The following is a 15884-nucleotide window of genomic DNA, read 5'->3' on the forward strand; positions in this document are numbered from 1 at the left end:
CCCGGAGGGGGAGGGAGTAAAGCCAAGTCCATGCAGATAGACGCCAACCCCTTCGCCTACGAGTTCGAGCTGGACAGGACAGCCCTCGTCATCATCGACATGCAACGCGACTTCGTCGAACCCGGCGGCTTCGGCGAGACCCTGGGCAACGATGTCTCGCTGCTCCAGGCCATCGTCCCTGCGACACAGTCGGTCCTCCATGCATGGCGAAAAAAGGGCGGCCTCGTCATTCACACGCGCGAAGCCCACCGCCGCGACCTCGCCGACTGCCCGCCGGCCAAGCGCAACCGCGGCAACCCGGTGCTCCGCATCGGCGACACGGGCCCCATGGGCCGCATCCTGGTCGCCGGCGAACCCGGTAACCAGATCATCGATGCGCTCGCACCCGTCGATGGCGAGATCGTGATCGACAAGCCCGGCAAGGGCGCCTTCTATGCCACCGGCCTGCAGTCCATGCTGCAGCAGCGCAGCATCCGCAAACTGATCTTCATGGGCGTCACCACCGAAGTCTGCGTGCAGACCAGCATGCGCGAGGCCAACGACCGCGGCTACGACTGCATGCTGCTGGAAGACTGCACCGAGAGCTACTTCCCCGCCTTCAAGACGGCGGCCATCGAGATGATCCGCGCCCAGGGTGCGATCGTCGGCTGGACCGCGCCGAGCACCGCGTTGCTCGGTGCGCTCGGCAACCACTAACATCCCTGCGTGTCCACCGTTCGATCCCGCTCCCTTCCTTCCCAGCCTGCAGCCGAGGGCACGGCCGCGTTCCGCACCCGCGCCGACGAGGTCTACGCGCAGCTCAAGCGCGACGTGGCCGAGTTCAGCCTGGTGCCGGGCGACCGCTTCACCGAGAACGAGATCAGCGAGCGCCTCGGCGTCTCGCGCACGCCGGTGCGCCAGGCGCTCTTCAGGCTGCAGCAGGAGGGCTTCGTCGAGGTGCTGTTCAGGAGCGGCTGGCGCGTGCTGCCCTTCGACTTCGACCAGTTCGAACAGCTCTACGACCTGCGCATGGTGCTGGAAACCACCGCGGCGCACCGGCTCTGCGAAACCGACCGGCGCGTGGATCGCAGCCTGCTCGATGCGCTGGCCGACATCTGGCTGGTGCCGGTGGCGCAGCGCAGCGCGGACGGCGTGCAGGTCGCGCAATGGGACGAGGCCTTTCACTGTGCGCTGGTCGCGGCCGCGGGCAATGCGGAGATGGCGCGCGTGCATCGCGACGTGACCGACCGCATCCGCATCATTCGCCGGCTCGACTTCACCAAGCAGCCGCGCATCGACGCCACTTACGAGGAACACGGCAAGATCCTCAAGGCGATCCGCGCCAACCGCGGCGACCAGGCCGCGATGCTGCTGCGCGCCCACATCGAGACCAGCCAGGCCGAGGCGCGCAAGATTACGCTGCACCAGGTCTATATGGCAAAGAACGCCGGACGCCGATAGGCATGCCTGATTCCAGGGATACCGCGGAACCGGCTTCGCCGGGCCGCTGGTATCGCCCCCGGCGAGGGGGGTGGCGTAGCGACACGAAGTGCGCGAAGCCTGGGGGAGAGCCTTTACAGAGTGAACTCGTAGTCCACCGTGATCGGCGCGTGGTCGCTGAACTTGATGGTCTTGAAGATCTGCTCGCTGCGCGCGAGCTGGGCGGTCTTCGGCGTCGCCAGGTGGTAGTCCAGCCGCCAGCCCACGTTCTTGGCATAGGCCTGGCCGCGGTTGCTCCACCAGGTGTAGGCCTCGTCGGTGGTGTCGGGCTTGAGCATGCGGTAGACGTCGACCAGGCCGGCGCCCTCCGCGCCGGCGTCGAGCAGCTTCGTCATCCAGGCGCGCTCCTCGGGCAGGAAGCCGCTGTTCTTCTGGTTGCCGCGCCAGTTCTTGAGGTCGATCTCCTTGTGCGCGATGTTGATGTCGCCGCAGAGGACGAACTCGCGCTCGGCCTTGAGCGCGATCAGGTGCGGGAAGAAGCCCTTGAGAAAACGGTACTTCGCCGCCTGCCGCTCCTCCCCCGAGGAGCCGCTCGGAAAGTAGCAGCTGATGACCGAGAACTTGCGCTTGGCCGTATCGAAGCGCAGTTCGAGGTAGCGGCCTTCGGCATCGAACTCCTTGTCGCCCCAGCCCACCACGACCTCGCTGGGCACGTGCTTGGTGTAAACCGCAGTGCCGGCGTAGCCCTTCCTCTCCGCAAAATGGAAGTGGCCCTTGAGACCGGCCATGGCCTCGAACCGGCCTTCGATATCGCTGGCCTGGACGCGGATTTCCTGCATGCAAATACAATCCGGCGCCAGTTCGGCAACCCAGTCGGCGACGCCTTTGGTCGCGGCCGAGCGCAGGCCATTGAGGTTGAGGCTGGTCAGTTTGAACACAAGGACGTTCCCGATGGCTGAAGAGGTGACAGAGGTGGGAGAGGGCGGTGCGCTGGCGCAGGCCTTCGTGCAGTTCGCGCTCGAATCGGGGGTGCTGCGCTTCGGCCAGTTCAAGACCAAGGCCGGCCGCATGAGCCCCTACTTCTTCAACGCGGGCCTGTTCGACGACGGCGCCAAGCTCGCGCGGCTCGCTGGATTCTATGCAGACCGGCTGATCGCGAGCGGCCTGGACTTCGACATGATCTTCGGCCCGGCCTACAAGGGCATCCCGCTCGGCGCCACGGTGGCCGCCGAACTCGCCCGGCGCGGCCGCAACGTGCCCTTTGCCTACAACCGCAAGGAAGCCAAGGACCACGGCGAAGGCGGCACGCTGGTCGGCGCGCCGCTCAAGGGCCGGGTGCTGATCGTCGACGACGTGATGTCGGCCGGCACTGCGGTGCGCGAGTCCATCGCCGCCATCCAGAGCGCCGGCGCCACCCCGCACGCGGTGGCCATCGCGCTGGACCGGCAGGAGAAGGCGACCGAGAACGGCATCGATGTGGCGCACAGCGCCGTGCAATATGTCCGCAACCAGCTCGGGCTGCAGGTGGTGGCGATCGCGACGCTTGACGACTTGTTACATTACCTCTCGGGCCGCGCGGACGACGAGCTGCGCGCCCACCGGGAGGGAGTGCTGGCATACAGGGCGCGCTACGGCGCGGGTTGATTCCACTGTTTGAAGGACCGACGTTGGCGCGCATCCTCACTCGCATCGCTTCTCTGGCCCTCTTGCTGGCGGGGGCCGGCGTGGTCCCTGCGCAACCGGCGCCGGCCGCGAGCTCCGGCATCTACAGCTGCGTCGACGCCCGGGGGCGCACCCTCACCTCCGACCGCCCGATCGCCGACTGCAGCGATCGCGAACAACGCGAACTGAGCCCGAGCGGCTCCGTGCGGCGCAAGATCGAGCCCACCTACACGGCACGCGAGCTGGCCGAGCGCGAGGACCGCGAGCGCCAGGCGCAGCTGCAGGCGGCGCGTCTGATCGAAGAGCGCCGCCGCGAACGCGCGCTCCTGATCCGCTATCCCAACGCCACCGCGCACGACCGCGAACGCGCCGAGGCGCTGGTCCAGATCGATGCAGTGATCAACGCCGCCAAGAAGCGCCTCGGCGAGCTGGCCGAGGAGCGCAAGAAGATCGACGACGAGCTGGAGTTCTACAAGAAGGATGTCAGCAAGGCGCCGGATTCCCTGCGCCGCAAGCTCGACGACAACGGCAAGAGCGTCGCGGTACAGAACCGCTTCATCGGCGACCAGGAAGACGAGAAGAGGCGCGTCAACGCGCGCTTCGACGAGGAGCGCGGGCGCCTCAAGCCGCTGTGGGCGGGCAATGCGCCTGCGACCACGGCGCGCTGAGCCGGTGCGCAACCGGGCGGGCACGATGACTGCGCATTGACCTTCGTCACCGCGCACAAGCAGTGATACCTGTTGTTCACCTCGTTGGCCCCTGGGGCGCCGGGAAGACGTCCGTTGGGATCTCCCTGGCAGGGCGGCTGGGCTGGCACTTTGTCGACCTCGACCAGCGCATCATGGCATGTGAAGGCGACATCACCGCCTGCATCGAGGCACACGGCTACGCGGGCTATGCCAGGCGGAACGTATCTACCTACCTCCAGACGAAGAGCGCCCTCGCAGCACCCGCTGTGTGTGCGCTTTCATCTGGTTTCATGACGTATCCAGCGGATGTCGATACGCGATACCCGGCGCTTCGCAGTTCCATCGAATCCGACGCGCTGACCGCGCTTCTGCTACCAGCGTTCGACTTGGAGACGTGTGTCGACATCATCGTGAAGAGACAGCTGTCGAGGCCGTATTTGTCCGGCAACAGGGCGAATGAAGAGTCGCGCATCCGCGCGCGGTTTCCAAGATTCATGGCGTTGCAATGCACGCGTTTTCGCAGTGATGCGGAGCCGGACCATACTGCGTCGCAAATCGAACGTTTCGTGTGGGCGCGCAGGCCGATCGTGCCGCACGCCACCCATCACTCAAGTCACTTCGAGCGCAATTCACAATCATGGAACCCACCAGACTCAAAGTAGGCCAGCCCATCACGCCAGAACAATTCGAAGAACTGTCCGACGAGCAACTGGAGCGCCTGGTCCCGCGCGCATACCGGGAGTTCTTCCCGGGCAAAGACTTCTGCACGGACGGCCACTTCTACCTGCACGACGGTACTGCATGGAGCTTCTACCGAGCAGGCTTCCTCGATGAGTAGCGGGGCCGCAGGCGACCGTCGAGCCCGCCCGGCATCGGCTTCCTGGTTCAGCCCAGCTTCGCCTTCAACAGCGCATTGACCTGCGCCGGATTGGCCTTGCCCTGGCTGGCCTTCATGACCTGGCCGACCAGCGCGTTGAAAGCCTTGTCCTTGCCGGCGCGGTATTCGTCGATGTTCTTCTGGTTGGTGGCCAGCACGCCGTCGATGATCTTCTCGAGCTCGCCGGTGTCGCTCATCTGCTTCAGGCCCTTGGCCTCGATGATCCGGTCTGCGTCATCGCCTTCGCCGGTCCAGAGCGCATCGAAGACCTGGCGCGCGGCGTTGTTCGACACCGTGCCGTCGCTGATGCGCTCGATCAGCTTCGCGAGCTGCGCGGCCGTCACCGGTGCTTCGCCGATCGCGATGTCCTGCAGGTTGAGGCGGCGCGCGATCTCGCCGGTGATCCAGTTGCTCGCCAGCTTGGCGTTGGCGCCGGCGGTCACCGCGCTCTGGAAGTAGCGGGCCAGCGCGGGGCTCTGGGTGAGCTGCGTGGCGTCGTAGTCCGACAGGCCGTGCTCGCGCACGTAGCGCTCGGCCATCGCGCGCGGCAGCTCCGGCATGTCGGCGCGCACGCGCTCGATCCATTCGGCCGCGATCGCCAGCGGCGGCAGGTCCGGGTCGGGGAAGTAGCGGTAATCGGCCGCGTCTTCCTTGGTGCGCATGGCGCGTGTCTCGCCGGTGTCGGGATCGAACAGCACCGTGGCCTGCTGGATCGCGCGGCCGTCCTCGATCTCGCCGATCTGCCAGCGGATCTCGTAGTCGATCGCCTGCTGCATGAACTTGAAGCTGTTCAGGTTCTTGATCTCGCGCCGCGTGCCCAGCGGCTGGCCGGGCCGGCGCACCGAGACGTTGGCATCGCAGCGGAAGCTGCCTTCCTGCATGTTGCCGTCGCAGATGCCGATCCAGGTCACGATCTTGTGCAGCTCGCGCGCATAGGCCACGGCCTCGGCGGTGGAGCGCATGTCGGGCTCGGTCACGATCTCCAGCAGAGGTGTACCGGCGCGGTTCAAATCGATGCCCGACTGGCCGACGAAGTCCTCGTGCAGCGACTTGCCGGCGTCCTCTTCGAGATGGGCGCGCACCAGGCGCACGGTTTTCTTCTCGTCGCCGAGAAAAAACGACACCGATCCGCCCTGCACGACCGGAATCTCGTACTGGCTGATCTGGTAGCCCTTGGGCAGGTCGGGATAGAAATAGTTCTTGCGCGCGAACACGCTGCGCGGTGCGATGTGCGAGCCGAGCGCGAGCCCGAGCTTGATGGCGCGCTCGACCGCGCCCTTGTTCATCACCGGCAGCGTGCCGGGCAGCGCGAGGTCGACCGCCGAGGCCTGGGTGTTGGGCTCGGCGCCGAAGGCGGTGGAGGCGCGGCTGAAGATCTTGCTCGCGGTCGAGAGCTGGGCATGGGTCTCGAAGCCGATGATGACTTCGTAGCCTTGCACCAGCGGGCCGGTCGGGCGGCCTTCCTGCATCTGTTCGAAGGAGTTCATGTCAAAAGCCCTCCGGCGTGCGGCGGTGCCAGTCGGTCGCCTGCTGGAAACGGTGCGCCGCGTTCAGCAGCTTCGCCTCGCCGAAATAGTTGCCGATCAATTGCAGGCCGACCGGCATGCCGCCGTCGAAGCCCACCGGCAGGCTCATGCCGGGCAGGCCGGCGAGCGAGCCCGGCAGCGTGAAGATGTCGGCCAGGTAGTCGGCCACCGGGTCGCCGCCGTGTTCGCCCAGCTTCCAGGCGACCGTGGGCGCGGCCGGGCCGGCGATCACATCGCACTGCGCGAAAGCCTGCTGGAAATCGTCGGCGATCATGCGGCGCACCTTCTGCGCCTGAAGGTAGTAGGCGTCGTAGTAGCCGTGCGAGAGCACGTAGGTGCCGATCATGATGCGGCGCTTGACCTCGTCGCCGAAGCCTTCCTCGCGCGTCTTGGCGTACATGTCGGCCAGATCGCGGTAGTTCTTGGCGCGATGGCCGAACTTGACGCCGTCGAAGCGGCTCAGGTTGCTGGACGCTTCGGCCGCCGCAATGATGTAGTAGACCGGGATCGACAGCTCGGTGCGCGGCAGCGTGACCTCGACGCGGCGGGCGCCGAGCTTCTCGTATTCCGCCAGCGCGGCGTCGATGGCCGCGCGCACGCCGGGGGCGACGCCTTCGCCCAGGAACTCCTTCGGCACACCGATGCGCAGGCCTTCGAGCGAATCGGAGAGGGTGCGCGAAAAATCCTCGGCTGGCTTGTCCAGCGAGGTCGAATCGCGCTCGGGGTCGGGTCCGCACAGGGCCGACAGCAGCAGCGCGCAGTCTTCGGCCGAGCGCGCCAGCGGCCCGGCCTGGTCGAGGCTGGAGGCGAAGGCGACCATGCCGTAGCGCGAGGCGCGGCCGTAGGTCGGCTTGATGCCGGTCACGCCGCAGAAGGAGGCCGGCTGGCGGATTGAGCCGCCGGTGTCGGTGCCGGTCGCGGCCGGCGCCAGGCGCGCGGCTACCGCGGCAGCGCTGCCGCCCGAGGAGCCGCCGGGAATGCGCGTCATGTCCCACGGGTTGCGCACAGGCACCGCGCGGTCGAAGCCGACGGCCGGCACCGCGACGTTCTCGTTGGCCGAACCCATCGCGAATTCGTCGCAGCTCAGCTTGCCGAGCGTGACGGCGCCGGCTTCGGCCAGCTTGCGCACCACGGTGGCATCGAAGGGCGAGCGGTAGCCGGCCAGGATGCGCGAGCCCGCGGTGGTCGGGAAATCGGCGGTGACGAAGATGTCCTTGTGCGCGATCGGCACGCCGGCCAGGGCCGGGGCCTTGCCGGCGGCGAGTAGGGCGTCGGCGGCGCGGGCCTGGGCCAGCGTCACGTCCTCGTCGAGGGCGACGAAGCTGCCAAGATCCTGGTGCTGCTTGATGCGCGCCAAGTGGTGTTCGGCGGCCTCGACCGCCGACACCTTGCGCTCGCGCAGGGCCGCGGCCAATTCGGCCACCCCCATCTGGTGCAGGTCGGCGGCGCTCATTCGATCACCTTCGGCACCAGGAACAGGCCGTTCTCGACCGCCGGCGCGCTGCGCTGGTTGGCCTCGCGCCGGTTCGGTTCGCTCGCCACGTCCTCGGCCAGCCGGAGCGTCACATCCTCGAAGGCGGCCACGGGGTGGGCCAGCGGCTCCAGGCCGGCGGTGTCGACCGCGCGCATCCGCTCCACCAGTTCGAAGAAGCCATTGATCTGGCCCAGCATGCGCTCGCTCTCGTCGGGGGCAAGCTCCAGCCTGGCGAGCGATGCGATGCGCGCAATATCGGAGGAAGTGAGTGACATCGAAAAAAGAAGGCCGCCACACGTCGGAAGGGTGCGCCAGCGCTGGGATACAGAGGGGATTCGGGTATTATCCCGCCTTTGCCGCAACCCCCGCGAACGCGACGGCATTTGCTGCAAAAACGATCCAACCACCCCGTCAAAAAACGACCCAGCAAGAGGGCGACGACATGCCGACGCGCATGCCGTGCTCCAGAGGATTCCACAATGTTTGGAGCTTTTCGTCGGTACTTTTCTACCGACCTCGCGATCGACCTCGGCACCGCGAACACCCTGATCTTTGCGCGCAACAAGGGCATCGTGCTCGATGAGCCCTCGGTCGTGGCCATCCGCCACGAAGGCGGCCCGCACGGCAAGAAGGTGATCCAGGCCGTGGGCCGCGAAGCCAAGGCCATGCTCGGCAAGGTGCCCGGCAACATCGAGGCCATCCGCCCGATGAAGGACGGCGTGATCGCCGACTTCGTGATCACCGAGCAGATGATCAAGCAGTTCATCAAGATGGTGCACCCGCGCTCGCTGCTCACGCCCAGCCCGCGCATCATCATCTGCGTGCCCTGCGGCTCGACCCAGGTCGAGCGCCGCGCCATCAAGGACGCCGCCGAAGCCGCCGGCGCCACCTCGGTCTACCTGATCGAGGAACCCATGGCCGCCGCGATCGGCGCCGGGCTGCCGGTGTCCGAAGCCAGCGGCTCGATGGTGGTCGACATCGGCGGCGGTACCACCGAGGTCGGCGTGATCTCGCTCGGCGGCATGGTCTACAAGGGCAGCGTGCGCGTCGGCGGCGACCGCTTCGACGAGGCCATCATCAACTACATCCGGCGCAACTACGGCATGCTGATCGGCGAGCCGACGGCCGAAGTCATCAAGAAGAGCATCGGCTCGGCCTTCCCCGGTTCCGAAGTCAAGGAAATGGAAGTCAAGGGCCGCAACCTCAGCGAAGGCGTGCCGCGCAGCTTCACCATCAGCAGCAACGAAGTGCTGGAGGCGCTGACCGATCCGCTCAACAACATCGTTTCGGCGGTCAAGAACGCGCTGGAGCAGACCCCGCCCGAGCTGGGCGCCGACATCGCCGAGCGCGGCATGATGCTGACCGGCGGCGGCGCGCTGCTGCGCGACCTCGACCGCCTGCTGGCCGAGGAAACCGGCCTGCCGGTGCTGGTGGCCGAAGACCCTCTGACCTGCGTGGTGCGCGGCTGCGGCATCGCCCTGGAGCGCATGGACAGGTTGGGAAGCATCTTCACCAGCGAGTGATGCACACTTTGCACATTTGGCCGGCCCGTGTCAGCATCGGCCGGCTTTTTTCCATCTAACGCGCAGCTCACACCATGCCCCTGGGCACGCTGGATCGCACCGCGCCACCCCTGTTCAACCAGGGGCCTTCGGCGCTCAGCAAGCTGATCTTCTTCAGCGCGCTCGCGCTGTTCCTGATGGTGGCCGACGCGCGCTTCAACATCGTGCAGCCGCTGCGCGCGGGCATCGGCGCGGTGCTCTATCCCATCCAGTGGCTGGCGCTCAAGCCGGTGCAGCTCGCGATGGGCGGCGGCCGCTACCTGGAAGACCTGCAGACCGCGCAAAGCAAGGAGGCGCAGGCCCGCAAGGCGCTCGCGCTGCAGTCCGAACGCGCGAGCCAGGCCGACACCCTGGCGCAGGAGAACGCGCGGCTGCGCTCCCTGCTCGAACTGCGCCAGGCCACGCAGACGCCGGGCCGCGCGGCCGAGGTGCTCTACGACGCCGCCGATCCCTACACCCGCAAGCTGGTCATCGATCAGGGGCTCACCAACGGCATCGCGGCCGGCTCGCCGGTGATCGACGAGCACGGCGTGGTCGGGCAGGTCACGCAGGTCCAGCCTTTCAGCAGCGAGATCACGCTGGTGATCGACCGCGACCTGTCGATTCCCGTGCAGAACGTGCGCACCGGCGCGCGCAGCGTGGCCTTCGGCGATGCCAGCGCCCACGGCGGCGGGCTCGAACTGCGCTTCATGGCGGCCAATGCCGACCTGCAGGAAGGCGACCTGCTCACCACCAGCGGCGTCGACGGCGTCTACCCGCCGGGCCTGCCGGTCGCCAAGATCGACCGCATCGAGCGCCGCGCCGACACCGCTTTCGCGCGCATCCACTGCGTGCCGCTGGCCCATGTGACGGCCGCGCGCTACGTGCTGGTGCTGGCGCCCACGGGCGTGCAGGCGCCGAAGCCGGTGCCGGCCGCACCGGCGGATGCCGCGGCGGGCAAGAAGAAGGGCGACAAGTCCGCCGCCAAGCCTGACAAGAAGGAGGGCCGAACCCGATGATCATGCGTCCCGGCCAGCAGCAACTCCTGCTGCCCGTCAGTCCCCTCTTCATGTGGGCGAGCCTCATTGCGGCCCTGCTCGTCAACATGATTCCGATCGGTCGCGCCGCCTGGACGCCCGACCTGCTGGCGCTGGTGATCGTGTTCTGGAGCGTGCACCAGCCCGCGCGCATCGGCATCGGCGCGGCCTTCATGTTCGGTCTCCTGATGGACGTGCATCAGACGGCCATGCTGGGCCAGCATGCGCTGTCCTACACCACGCTCGGTTTCTTCGCGATCATGATCCACCGGCGCCTGCTCTGGTACCCGGTGGTCTCGCAGGCCTTGCAGGTGCTGCCGCTGTTCGCGCTCTCGCACCTGATCGAAGTCGCGATCCGGATGATCGGCGGCGGCATCTTCCCGGGCTGGACGATCCTGATCTCGCCGGCTATCGAGACCGCCCTGTGGCCGCTGGTGAGCCTGGCGCTCCTTGCGCCGCAGCGCCGCACGCCCGAGCCCGATGCCAACCGCCCCCTGTGAAGACATGCTGATCCGGCTTGTCCTGCAGCTCCGGCGAGCGTAGGCTCGCGCGCGCCATGACCGAACTCCGCAACGTCGCCGCCGACCTCGCGCGCTTCAAGCGCCGGGTGATCGTGATCGGCCTCGTGGTGCTCACCGCCTTCAGCCTCCTGTGCACGCGCCTGTTCTTCCTGCAGGTGGTGCGCCACGACGATCTCGCGGAGCAGGCCGAGAGCAACCGCACGGCCGTCGTGCCGGTGGTGCCGAACCGCGGCCTGATCCTCGACCGCAACGGCATTGTGCTGGCCTCCAACTACTCGGCCTACACCCTCGAGATCACGCCCTCGAAGGTCGGCAGCCTGGAAGGCACCATCGACAGCCTCGGCGAGGTGGTGGAAGTCTCGCAGCGCGACCGCCGCCGCTTCAAGCGCCTGCGCGAGGACTCGCGCAGCTTCGATTCGATCCCGATCCGCACGCGCCTGAGCGACGAGGAGGTCGCGCGCTTCGCGGCGCAGCGCTACCGCTTCCCGGGTGTCGAAATCAAGGCCCGGCTGTTCCGCAACTACCCCAACGGCGAACTCGCCTCCCATGTGCTGGGCTACATCGGCCGCATCAACCAGCGCGAGAAGACCGCGATGGAGGACTGGAGCGAGGAAGACCAGGCCAACTACAAGGGCACCGACTACATCGGCAAGCTGGGCATCGAGCAGAGCTACGAGAAGACGCTGCACGGCCACACCGGCGTCGAGCAGATGGAAACCTCGGCCGGCGGCCGCGCGGTGCGCCGGCTCTCGAGCCACCCGGCGACGCCCGGCAACACGGTGAAGCTCTCGCTGGATATCAAGCTGCAGAAGCTGGTGGAAGACATGTTCGGCGAGCGCCGCGGCGCGCTGGTGGCGATCGATCCCAACAGCGGCGAGGTGCTGGCCTTCGTGAGCAAGCCCACCTTCGATCCGAACCTGTTCGTCGAGGGCATCGACAACGAAAGCTGGCAGGCGCTCAACGAGTCGCTGGACAAGCCGCTTCTGAACCGCGCGCTGCGCGGCACCTACCCGCCGGGCTCGACCTACAAGCCCTTCATGGCGATGGCCGCGCTGCAGCTCGGCAAGCGCGCGCCGAGCGTGGTGATCAACGACCCGGGCTTCTACACCTTCGGCGGCCACACCTTCAAGAGCCACGAGGGCGGCCTGGGCGGGATGGACATGCACCGCGCCATCCAGTTCTCGAGCAACACCTACTTCTATTCGCTCGCGGTCGACATGGGCGTGGACGCCATCCACGATTTCATGAAGCCGCTGGGCTTCGGCCAGATCACCGGCATCGACGTCCAGGGCGAAGTGCGCGGCCTCTTGCCCAGCACGACCTGGAAGCGCGACGCCTACAAGCGTCCCGAGATGAAGAAGTGGTACCCCGGCGAAACCGTCTCGCTCGGCATCGGCCAGGGCTACAACAACTTCACGATGCTGCAGCTCGCGGCGGCCGAAGCCACGCTGGCCAACGGCGGCATCAAGCACCAGCCGCACCTGGTGCTCGGCATCAAGAACACGGTGAGCGGCGAGACCGTCCCGATGCCGCAGCCGCCGGGCGTGGACCTGGGCTACGCGCCGAAGAACGTGGAGATCGTGCGCAACGCGCTGGTCGCGGTGAACAAGGGCGGCACCGGTACGCGCGTGTTCGCCGGGGCGCCCTACAGCTCGGCCGGCAAGACCGGCACGGCGCAGGCCGTGAGCATGGGCCAGAACGTGAAGTACAACGCCAAGGCGCTCGAGGAGCACCAGCGTGACCACTCGCTGTTCGCGGCCTACGCGCCGGCGGAGGCGCCCAGGATCGCGGTCGCGATCATCGTCGAGAACGCCGGCTTCGGTGCGGCGGCAGCGGCCCCGATCGTGCGCCGCGTGTTCGACTACTGGCTGGCCGACCAGTATCCCAACGAGCAGGACCTGGTCGCGGTGCAGGCCGGCAAGGCCGGCCCACCGATGGGCAAGCCGCGCGTGGCGAGCGAGATGGCCTGGCCCATCGTCTCCGGTCCGGCTGCCGCGACGGCGCCCTGACGGTCTCGATCGATTTGCGGGTTAACCCTAGGTTTTCGAGGGTGATTCGCCCCTCCTGTACGCTCTAGGCCTTTGTAAACAATCGTTACTAAACGGTATCGGCGGCTACGCCGGAAAGGTCTCATGAGCATCGGGAATCAGGGCGGGCGCCGTTTCGCGCGTTGGCGCAATGCCTGCACGGCTGTACTTTTGTTGGCGAGCGCTCACTGGAGTGCTGCTGCCCCTGGTGAGCCCATCGTCGTCGGCCAGGTTGCGCCATTCACCGGTCCGCAGGCGGTCACCGGCCGAGCCATCCATGCCGGCGCCAAGCTGTATTTCGACGCCGTCAACGCCAAGGGCGGGGTGCGTGGCCGGCCGATCAAGCTCGTGACGCGCGACGACGCGCAAAAAGCGGAGGAAAGCGTGCGCCTGACCCGGGAGATCATCGCGGCCGAATCGCCGGTGGCCTTGATGGGAACGGTGGGCACGACCAACCTCGAGGCCATCGCCAAGGACGGCGTGCTGGCGCAAAAGGGGGTCGCGATGATCGGCGCCGTCTCGGGCGCGAGCAGCGTGGCGCAGGCGCCGGGCATTTATGTGGTCAAGGCCAGCTACCACGACGAGGTCGCGCGGCTGTTCAGCCAGCTGGCCACCGTCGGCGTGCAACGCGTGGGTCTGCTCTACCAGGACGACGGCTTGGGTCAGGATGTGCTTGCCGGCGCCGAAGCGGCTGCCAAGGCCCACGGCATCCAGCTCGTGGTGCGCGCCGGCTACCCGCGCAACACGGTGGCCGTGGAGAAGGCCGTGGCCGAGATCGCCAAGGCCAAGGTGCAGGTCGTCTTTCTAGGCGCGACCACGGCCGCAGGGATCGAGTTCGTCAAGCAATATGCGGCCGCCGGCGGTGCCGGCAGCATGCTCTACGGCATGTCGATCATCGACACCGACGCGCTGCTCAAGGCGCTCGGGCCGCAGCGTGCGCGCGGCTACGCCTTCTCGGTCGTTCTGCCGCAGCAGGGCGACCGTGCCGTGGTGCGCGAGTACCTGCAGCTGCACCAGGCATCGAAGGATCCGGACATTTCGGCGCGCTCGATGGAAGGCTTCATCGCCGCCAAGGCGCTGGTCAAGGTGATGGAGAGCGCCAGCACCCTCAACGCGGCCGGTGTGGGCGCCGCGCTGGCCTCAGCGAAGGCGATCGACGTCGGCGGCTACACGCTCGACTTCAGTGCAAGAGGCCAGACCGCATCGCGCTACGTGGATTTCGCGATGTTCGGCGCCGGCGGCAAGCTGGTCCAGTGACGAGCGCCCAAAGAAAAGGCGCCGACCAGCGGCGCCTTGTTCAAAAAAACGGCATCTCGTTCGGATGCCTTGTGTAGCAAGCATGTTTTGATTCTTCGAAATGTCTCCTCGGTCCCCCGCGCTGCGGGCAGGCCCGTTTGCGAGTGGCGAGACTTTAGGGTGCGCACCGTGCCAGTGCATCGGGGATTACCCGTCACCCTGAAACAAAAGGAAACATTCGCGGAATTCGATCACGCCCGGGCCCAGGCGTTCAGCCTTCGATGTCGAAGGTCACGCCCTGGGCCAGCGGCAGGGTGGTGGAGTAGTTGATGGTGTTGGTCGCTCGGCGCATGTAGGCCTTCCAGCTGTCGGAGCCGGCCTCGCGCCCGCCGCCGGTCTCCTTCTCGCCGCCGAAGGCGCCGCCGATCTCGGCGCCGCTCGGGCCGATGTTGACGTTGGCGATGCCGCAGTCCGAGCCCGCGCTCGAGATGAAGCGCTCGGCCTCGCGCACGTTCAGGGTGAAGATGGAGGACGACAGGCCGGCGCCGACTTCGTTGTGCCAGCGGATCGCTTCGTCGAGCGCCTCGTAACGCAGCACATACAAGATGGGCGCGAAGGTCTCGCGCAGCACCGGGCCGGCGTGCGCGGCCAGTTCCACCAGGGCCGGACGCACGTAGAAGGCGCCGTCGCCGGCGATCCCGTCGACGCGACCGCCGCCGTGCACCGTGGCGCCCGCGGCGCGGCTTTCATGCAGCGCCTTCTGCATGCCCTCGAAGGCGGCGCCGTCGATCAGCGGTCCCACCAGCGTGCCCGGCGTGCGCGGGTCGCCCACCTGCACGCCGGCGTAGACCTTGGCCAGCCGCGGCACCAGCGCGTCGTATACGCTGGCGTGCACGAAAAGGCGGCGCAGCGTGGTGCAGCGCTGTCCGGCCGTGCCCATCGCGGCGAAGGCGATGGCGCGCAGCGTCAGGTCGAGGTCGGCCGAGGGGGCGACGATGGCGGCGTTGTTGCCGCCCAGCTCCAGGATCGCGCGCGCGAAACGCGCCGCCAGCCGCGGCGCCACCTGGCGCCCCATGGCGGTGGATCCGGTGGCCGACAGCACCGCCACGCGGTGGTCGTCCACCAGCACCTCGCCGACGGTGCGCTGACCGATCAGCAGTTCCAGCAGGCCCTCGGGCGCGTCGCCGAAGCGCGCCAGCGCGCGCTGGGCGATCGCATGCGTGGCCAGCGCGGTGAGCGGGGTCTTCTCGGACGGCTTCCACACCACCGCATCGCCGCAGACCAGGGCCAGCGTGGCGTTCCAGGACCACACGGCCACCGGAAAGTTGAAGGCCGAGATCACGCCGCAGACGCCCAGCGAATGCCAGCTTTCCATCATGCGGTGCTCGGCGCGCTCGGTGGCCAGCGTCAGGCCGTAGAGCTGGCGCGACAGGCCGACCGCGAAGTCGCAGATGTCGATCATCTCCTGCACCTCGCCCGCGCCTTCGGACGGGATCTTGCCGGCCTCCAGCGTGACCAGCCGGCCCAGGTCGGCCTTGGCCGCGCGCAGCTCCTCGCCCAGGAGGCGCACCAGCTCGCCGCGGCGCGGCGCCGGCACGCTGCGCCAGGCCAGATAGGCCGCATGCGCGCGACCGATGGCCTGCGTGGCTTCGGCTGGCGTGGTCTGCGGCACGGTGCCGATCGATTCGCCGGTGATCGGGGAGCGCACCGGCAGATCGCCGCCGGTGTAGGCGCTGCGCGGCACACCCAGGCGCTGCAGCAGCTGATCGACTTCGGTGGCGACGGGGGAGGGGGCGGGGGCTTGCGGCATGGGTTGCAGGTTCGAAGACAGGAGGGGCATCAATATCCGCCACGCAGGGCCGGTTGCATAGCAAA

At 67.7% G+C, this 15884-nt stretch carries 16 protein-coding genes; 11 read left to right on the forward strand and 5 right to left on the reverse strand.

Annotation, left to right across the window (positions count from 1 at the left end; genetic code table 11):
* Positions 1–30: 30 nt before the first annotated feature.
* The gene (locus ACSQ86_RS01910; protein WP_436308403.1) at positions 31–696 is read left to right on the forward strand and encodes a cysteine hydrolase family protein; all 666 of its coding nucleotides are present in this window, start codon (positions 31–33) and stop codon (positions 694–696) included.
* 9 nt (positions 697–705) lie between these two features.
* Positions 706–1440: a GntR family transcriptional regulator gene (locus tag ACSQ86_RS01915; RefSeq protein WP_093104251.1), complete on the forward strand. Its 735-nt coding sequence runs from the start codon at positions 706–708 to the stop codon at positions 1438–1440.
* Positions 1441–1553: 113 nt separating this feature from the next.
* Here the strand turns inward: ACSQ86_RS01915 and ACSQ86_RS01920 are convergent, their stop codons facing one another.
* Positions 1554–2357 (reverse strand): exodeoxyribonuclease III, encoded by an 804-nt coding sequence (locus ACSQ86_RS01920; protein ID WP_436308404.1) that lies wholly within the window; start codon positions 2355–2357, stop codon positions 1554–1556.
* 13 nt (positions 2358–2370) lie between these two features.
* Here ACSQ86_RS01920 and pyrE point away from each other — a divergent pair, with 13 nt between their 5' ends.
* The 4 genes from pyrE to ACSQ86_RS01940 all read left to right on the forward strand — a co-directional run bounded on the left by pyrE (position 2371) and on the right by ACSQ86_RS01940 (position 4608).
* Positions 2371–3063, forward strand: a complete 693-nt coding sequence (gene pyrE / locus ACSQ86_RS01925; RefSeq protein ID WP_093104248.1) for an orotate phosphoribosyltransferase — start codon at positions 2371–2373, stop codon at positions 3061–3063.
* A gap of 23 nt (positions 3064–3086) precedes the next feature.
* Positions 3087–3749, forward strand: coding sequence for a DUF4124 domain-containing protein (locus ACSQ86_RS01930; RefSeq protein WP_436292385.1), 663 nt, complete (start codon positions 3087–3089; stop codon positions 3747–3749).
* Positions 3750–3811: 62 nt separating this feature from the next.
* Positions 3812–4432, forward strand: a complete 621-nt coding sequence (locus tag ACSQ86_RS01935) for a shikimate kinase (RefSeq protein WP_436308405.1) — start codon at positions 3812–3814, stop codon at positions 4430–4432.
* Positions 4408–4608 carry a hypothetical protein gene (locus tag ACSQ86_RS01940; RefSeq protein WP_093104243.1) on the forward strand — a complete coding sequence of 67 codons (201 nt, stop codon included), beginning with the start codon at positions 4408–4410 and terminating at the stop codon, positions 4606–4608. The genes ACSQ86_RS01935 and ACSQ86_RS01940 overlap by 25 nt, the downstream gene beginning before the upstream one ends.
* Positions 4609–4655: 47 nt before the next feature.
* Here the strand turns inward: ACSQ86_RS01940 and gatB are convergent, their stop codons facing one another.
* The 3 genes from gatB to gatC are packed head-to-tail and all read right to left on the reverse strand — an operon-like array spanning position 4656 to position 7922.
* On the reverse strand, positions 4656–6134 hold the full coding sequence (gatB, locus tag ACSQ86_RS01945; RefSeq protein WP_436308406.1) for an Asp-tRNA(Asn)/Glu-tRNA(Gln) amidotransferase subunit GatB: 1479 nt from the start codon (positions 6132–6134) through the stop codon (positions 4656–4658).
* Position 6135: 1 nt separating this feature from the next.
* Positions 6136–7626, reverse strand: a complete 1491-nt coding sequence (gatA, locus tag ACSQ86_RS01950) for an Asp-tRNA(Asn)/Glu-tRNA(Gln) amidotransferase subunit GatA (RefSeq protein ID WP_436302497.1) — start codon at positions 7624–7626, stop codon at positions 6136–6138.
* Positions 7623–7922 carry an Asp-tRNA(Asn)/Glu-tRNA(Gln) amidotransferase subunit GatC gene (gene gatC, locus ACSQ86_RS01955; RefSeq protein WP_093104238.1) on the reverse strand — a complete coding sequence of 100 codons (300 nt, stop codon included), beginning with the start codon at positions 7920–7922 and terminating at the stop codon, positions 7623–7625. Before gatC ends, gatA begins: the two co-directional genes overlap by 4 nt.
* A 204-nt stretch (positions 7923–8126) precedes the next feature.
* On the opposite strand from gatC, the gene ACSQ86_RS01960 reads away from it, so the two are divergent.
* From ACSQ86_RS01960 to ACSQ86_RS01980, 5 genes are all read left to right on the forward strand, one after another.
* Positions 8127–9170: a rod shape-determining protein gene (locus ACSQ86_RS01960; protein ID WP_028249609.1), complete on the forward strand. Its 1044-nt coding sequence runs from the start codon at positions 8127–8129 to the stop codon at positions 9168–9170.
* 74 nt (positions 9171–9244) lie between these two features.
* Positions 9245–10207 (forward strand): rod shape-determining protein MreC, encoded by a 963-nt coding sequence (gene mreC, locus ACSQ86_RS01965; RefSeq protein ID WP_436308407.1) that lies wholly within the window; start codon positions 9245–9247, stop codon positions 10205–10207.
* Positions 10204–10725: a rod shape-determining protein MreD gene (gene mreD, locus ACSQ86_RS01970; protein ID WP_093104235.1), complete on the forward strand. Its 522-nt coding sequence runs from the start codon at positions 10204–10206 to the stop codon at positions 10723–10725. The genes mreC and mreD overlap by 4 nt, the downstream gene beginning before the upstream one ends.
* A 56-nt stretch (positions 10726–10781) precedes the next feature.
* On the forward strand, positions 10782–12755 hold the full coding sequence (gene mrdA / locus ACSQ86_RS01975) for a penicillin-binding protein 2 (RefSeq protein ID WP_436302499.1): 1974 nt from the start codon (positions 10782–10784) through the stop codon (positions 12753–12755).
* 123 nt (positions 12756–12878) lie between these two features.
* Entirely contained in the window at positions 12879–14030 is a 1152-nt protein-coding gene (locus ACSQ86_RS01980) for an ABC transporter substrate-binding protein (protein ID WP_436308408.1), read from the forward strand.
* 250 nt (positions 14031–14280) lie between these two features.
* Here the strand turns inward: ACSQ86_RS01980 and amaB are convergent, their stop codons facing one another.
* Positions 14281–15819, reverse strand: a complete 1539-nt coding sequence (gene amaB / locus ACSQ86_RS01985; protein WP_436308409.1) for an L-piperidine-6-carboxylate dehydrogenase — start codon at positions 15817–15819, stop codon at positions 14281–14283.
* Positions 15820–15884: the final 65 nt, after the last annotated feature.

Origin of the sequence: Variovorax sp. LjRoot130, assembly GCF_964253755.1 — a bacterium.
Lineage (GTDB): Bacteria > Pseudomonadota > Gammaproteobacteria > Burkholderiales > Burkholderiaceae_C > Variovorax.

Coding starts and splice junctions, on each gene's coding strand:
- gatC (WP_093104238.1), bottom strand. CDS start 7,922: ATGTCACTCACTTCCTCCGATATTGCGCGCATCGCATCGCTCGCCAGG.
- ACSQ86_RS01960 (WP_028249609.1), top strand. CDS start 8,127: ATGTTTGGAGCTTTTCGTCGGTACTTTTCTACCGACCTCGCGATCGAC.
- mrdA (WP_436302499.1), top strand. CDS start 10,782: ATGACCGAACTCCGCAACGTCGCCGCCGACCTCGCGCGCTTCAAGCGC.
- ACSQ86_RS01940 (WP_093104243.1), top strand. CDS start 4,408: ATGGAACCCACCAGACTCAAAGTAGGCCAGCCCATCACGCCAGAACAA.
- mreC (WP_436308407.1), top strand. CDS start 9,245: ATGCCCCTGGGCACGCTGGATCGCACCGCGCCACCCCTGTTCAACCAG.
- amaB (WP_436308409.1), bottom strand. CDS start 15,819: ATGCCGCAAGCCCCCGCCCCCTCCCCCGTCGCCACCGAAGTCGATCAG.
- gatB (WP_436308406.1), bottom strand. CDS start 6,134: ATGAACTCCTTCGAACAGATGCAGGAAGGCCGCCCGACCGGCCCGCTG.
- gatA (WP_436302497.1), bottom strand. CDS start 7,626: ATGAGCGCCGCCGACCTGCACCAGATGGGGGTGGCCGAATTGGCCGCG.
- ACSQ86_RS01910 (WP_436308403.1), top strand. CDS start 31: ATGCAGATAGACGCCAACCCCTTCGCCTACGAGTTCGAGCTGGACAGG.
- mreD (WP_093104235.1), top strand. CDS start 10,204: ATGATCATGCGTCCCGGCCAGCAGCAACTCCTGCTGCCCGTCAGTCCC.
- ACSQ86_RS01980 (WP_436308408.1), top strand. CDS start 12,879: ATGAGCATCGGGAATCAGGGCGGGCGCCGTTTCGCGCGTTGGCGCAAT.
- pyrE (WP_093104248.1), top strand. CDS start 2,371: ATGGCTGAAGAGGTGACAGAGGTGGGAGAGGGCGGTGCGCTGGCGCAG.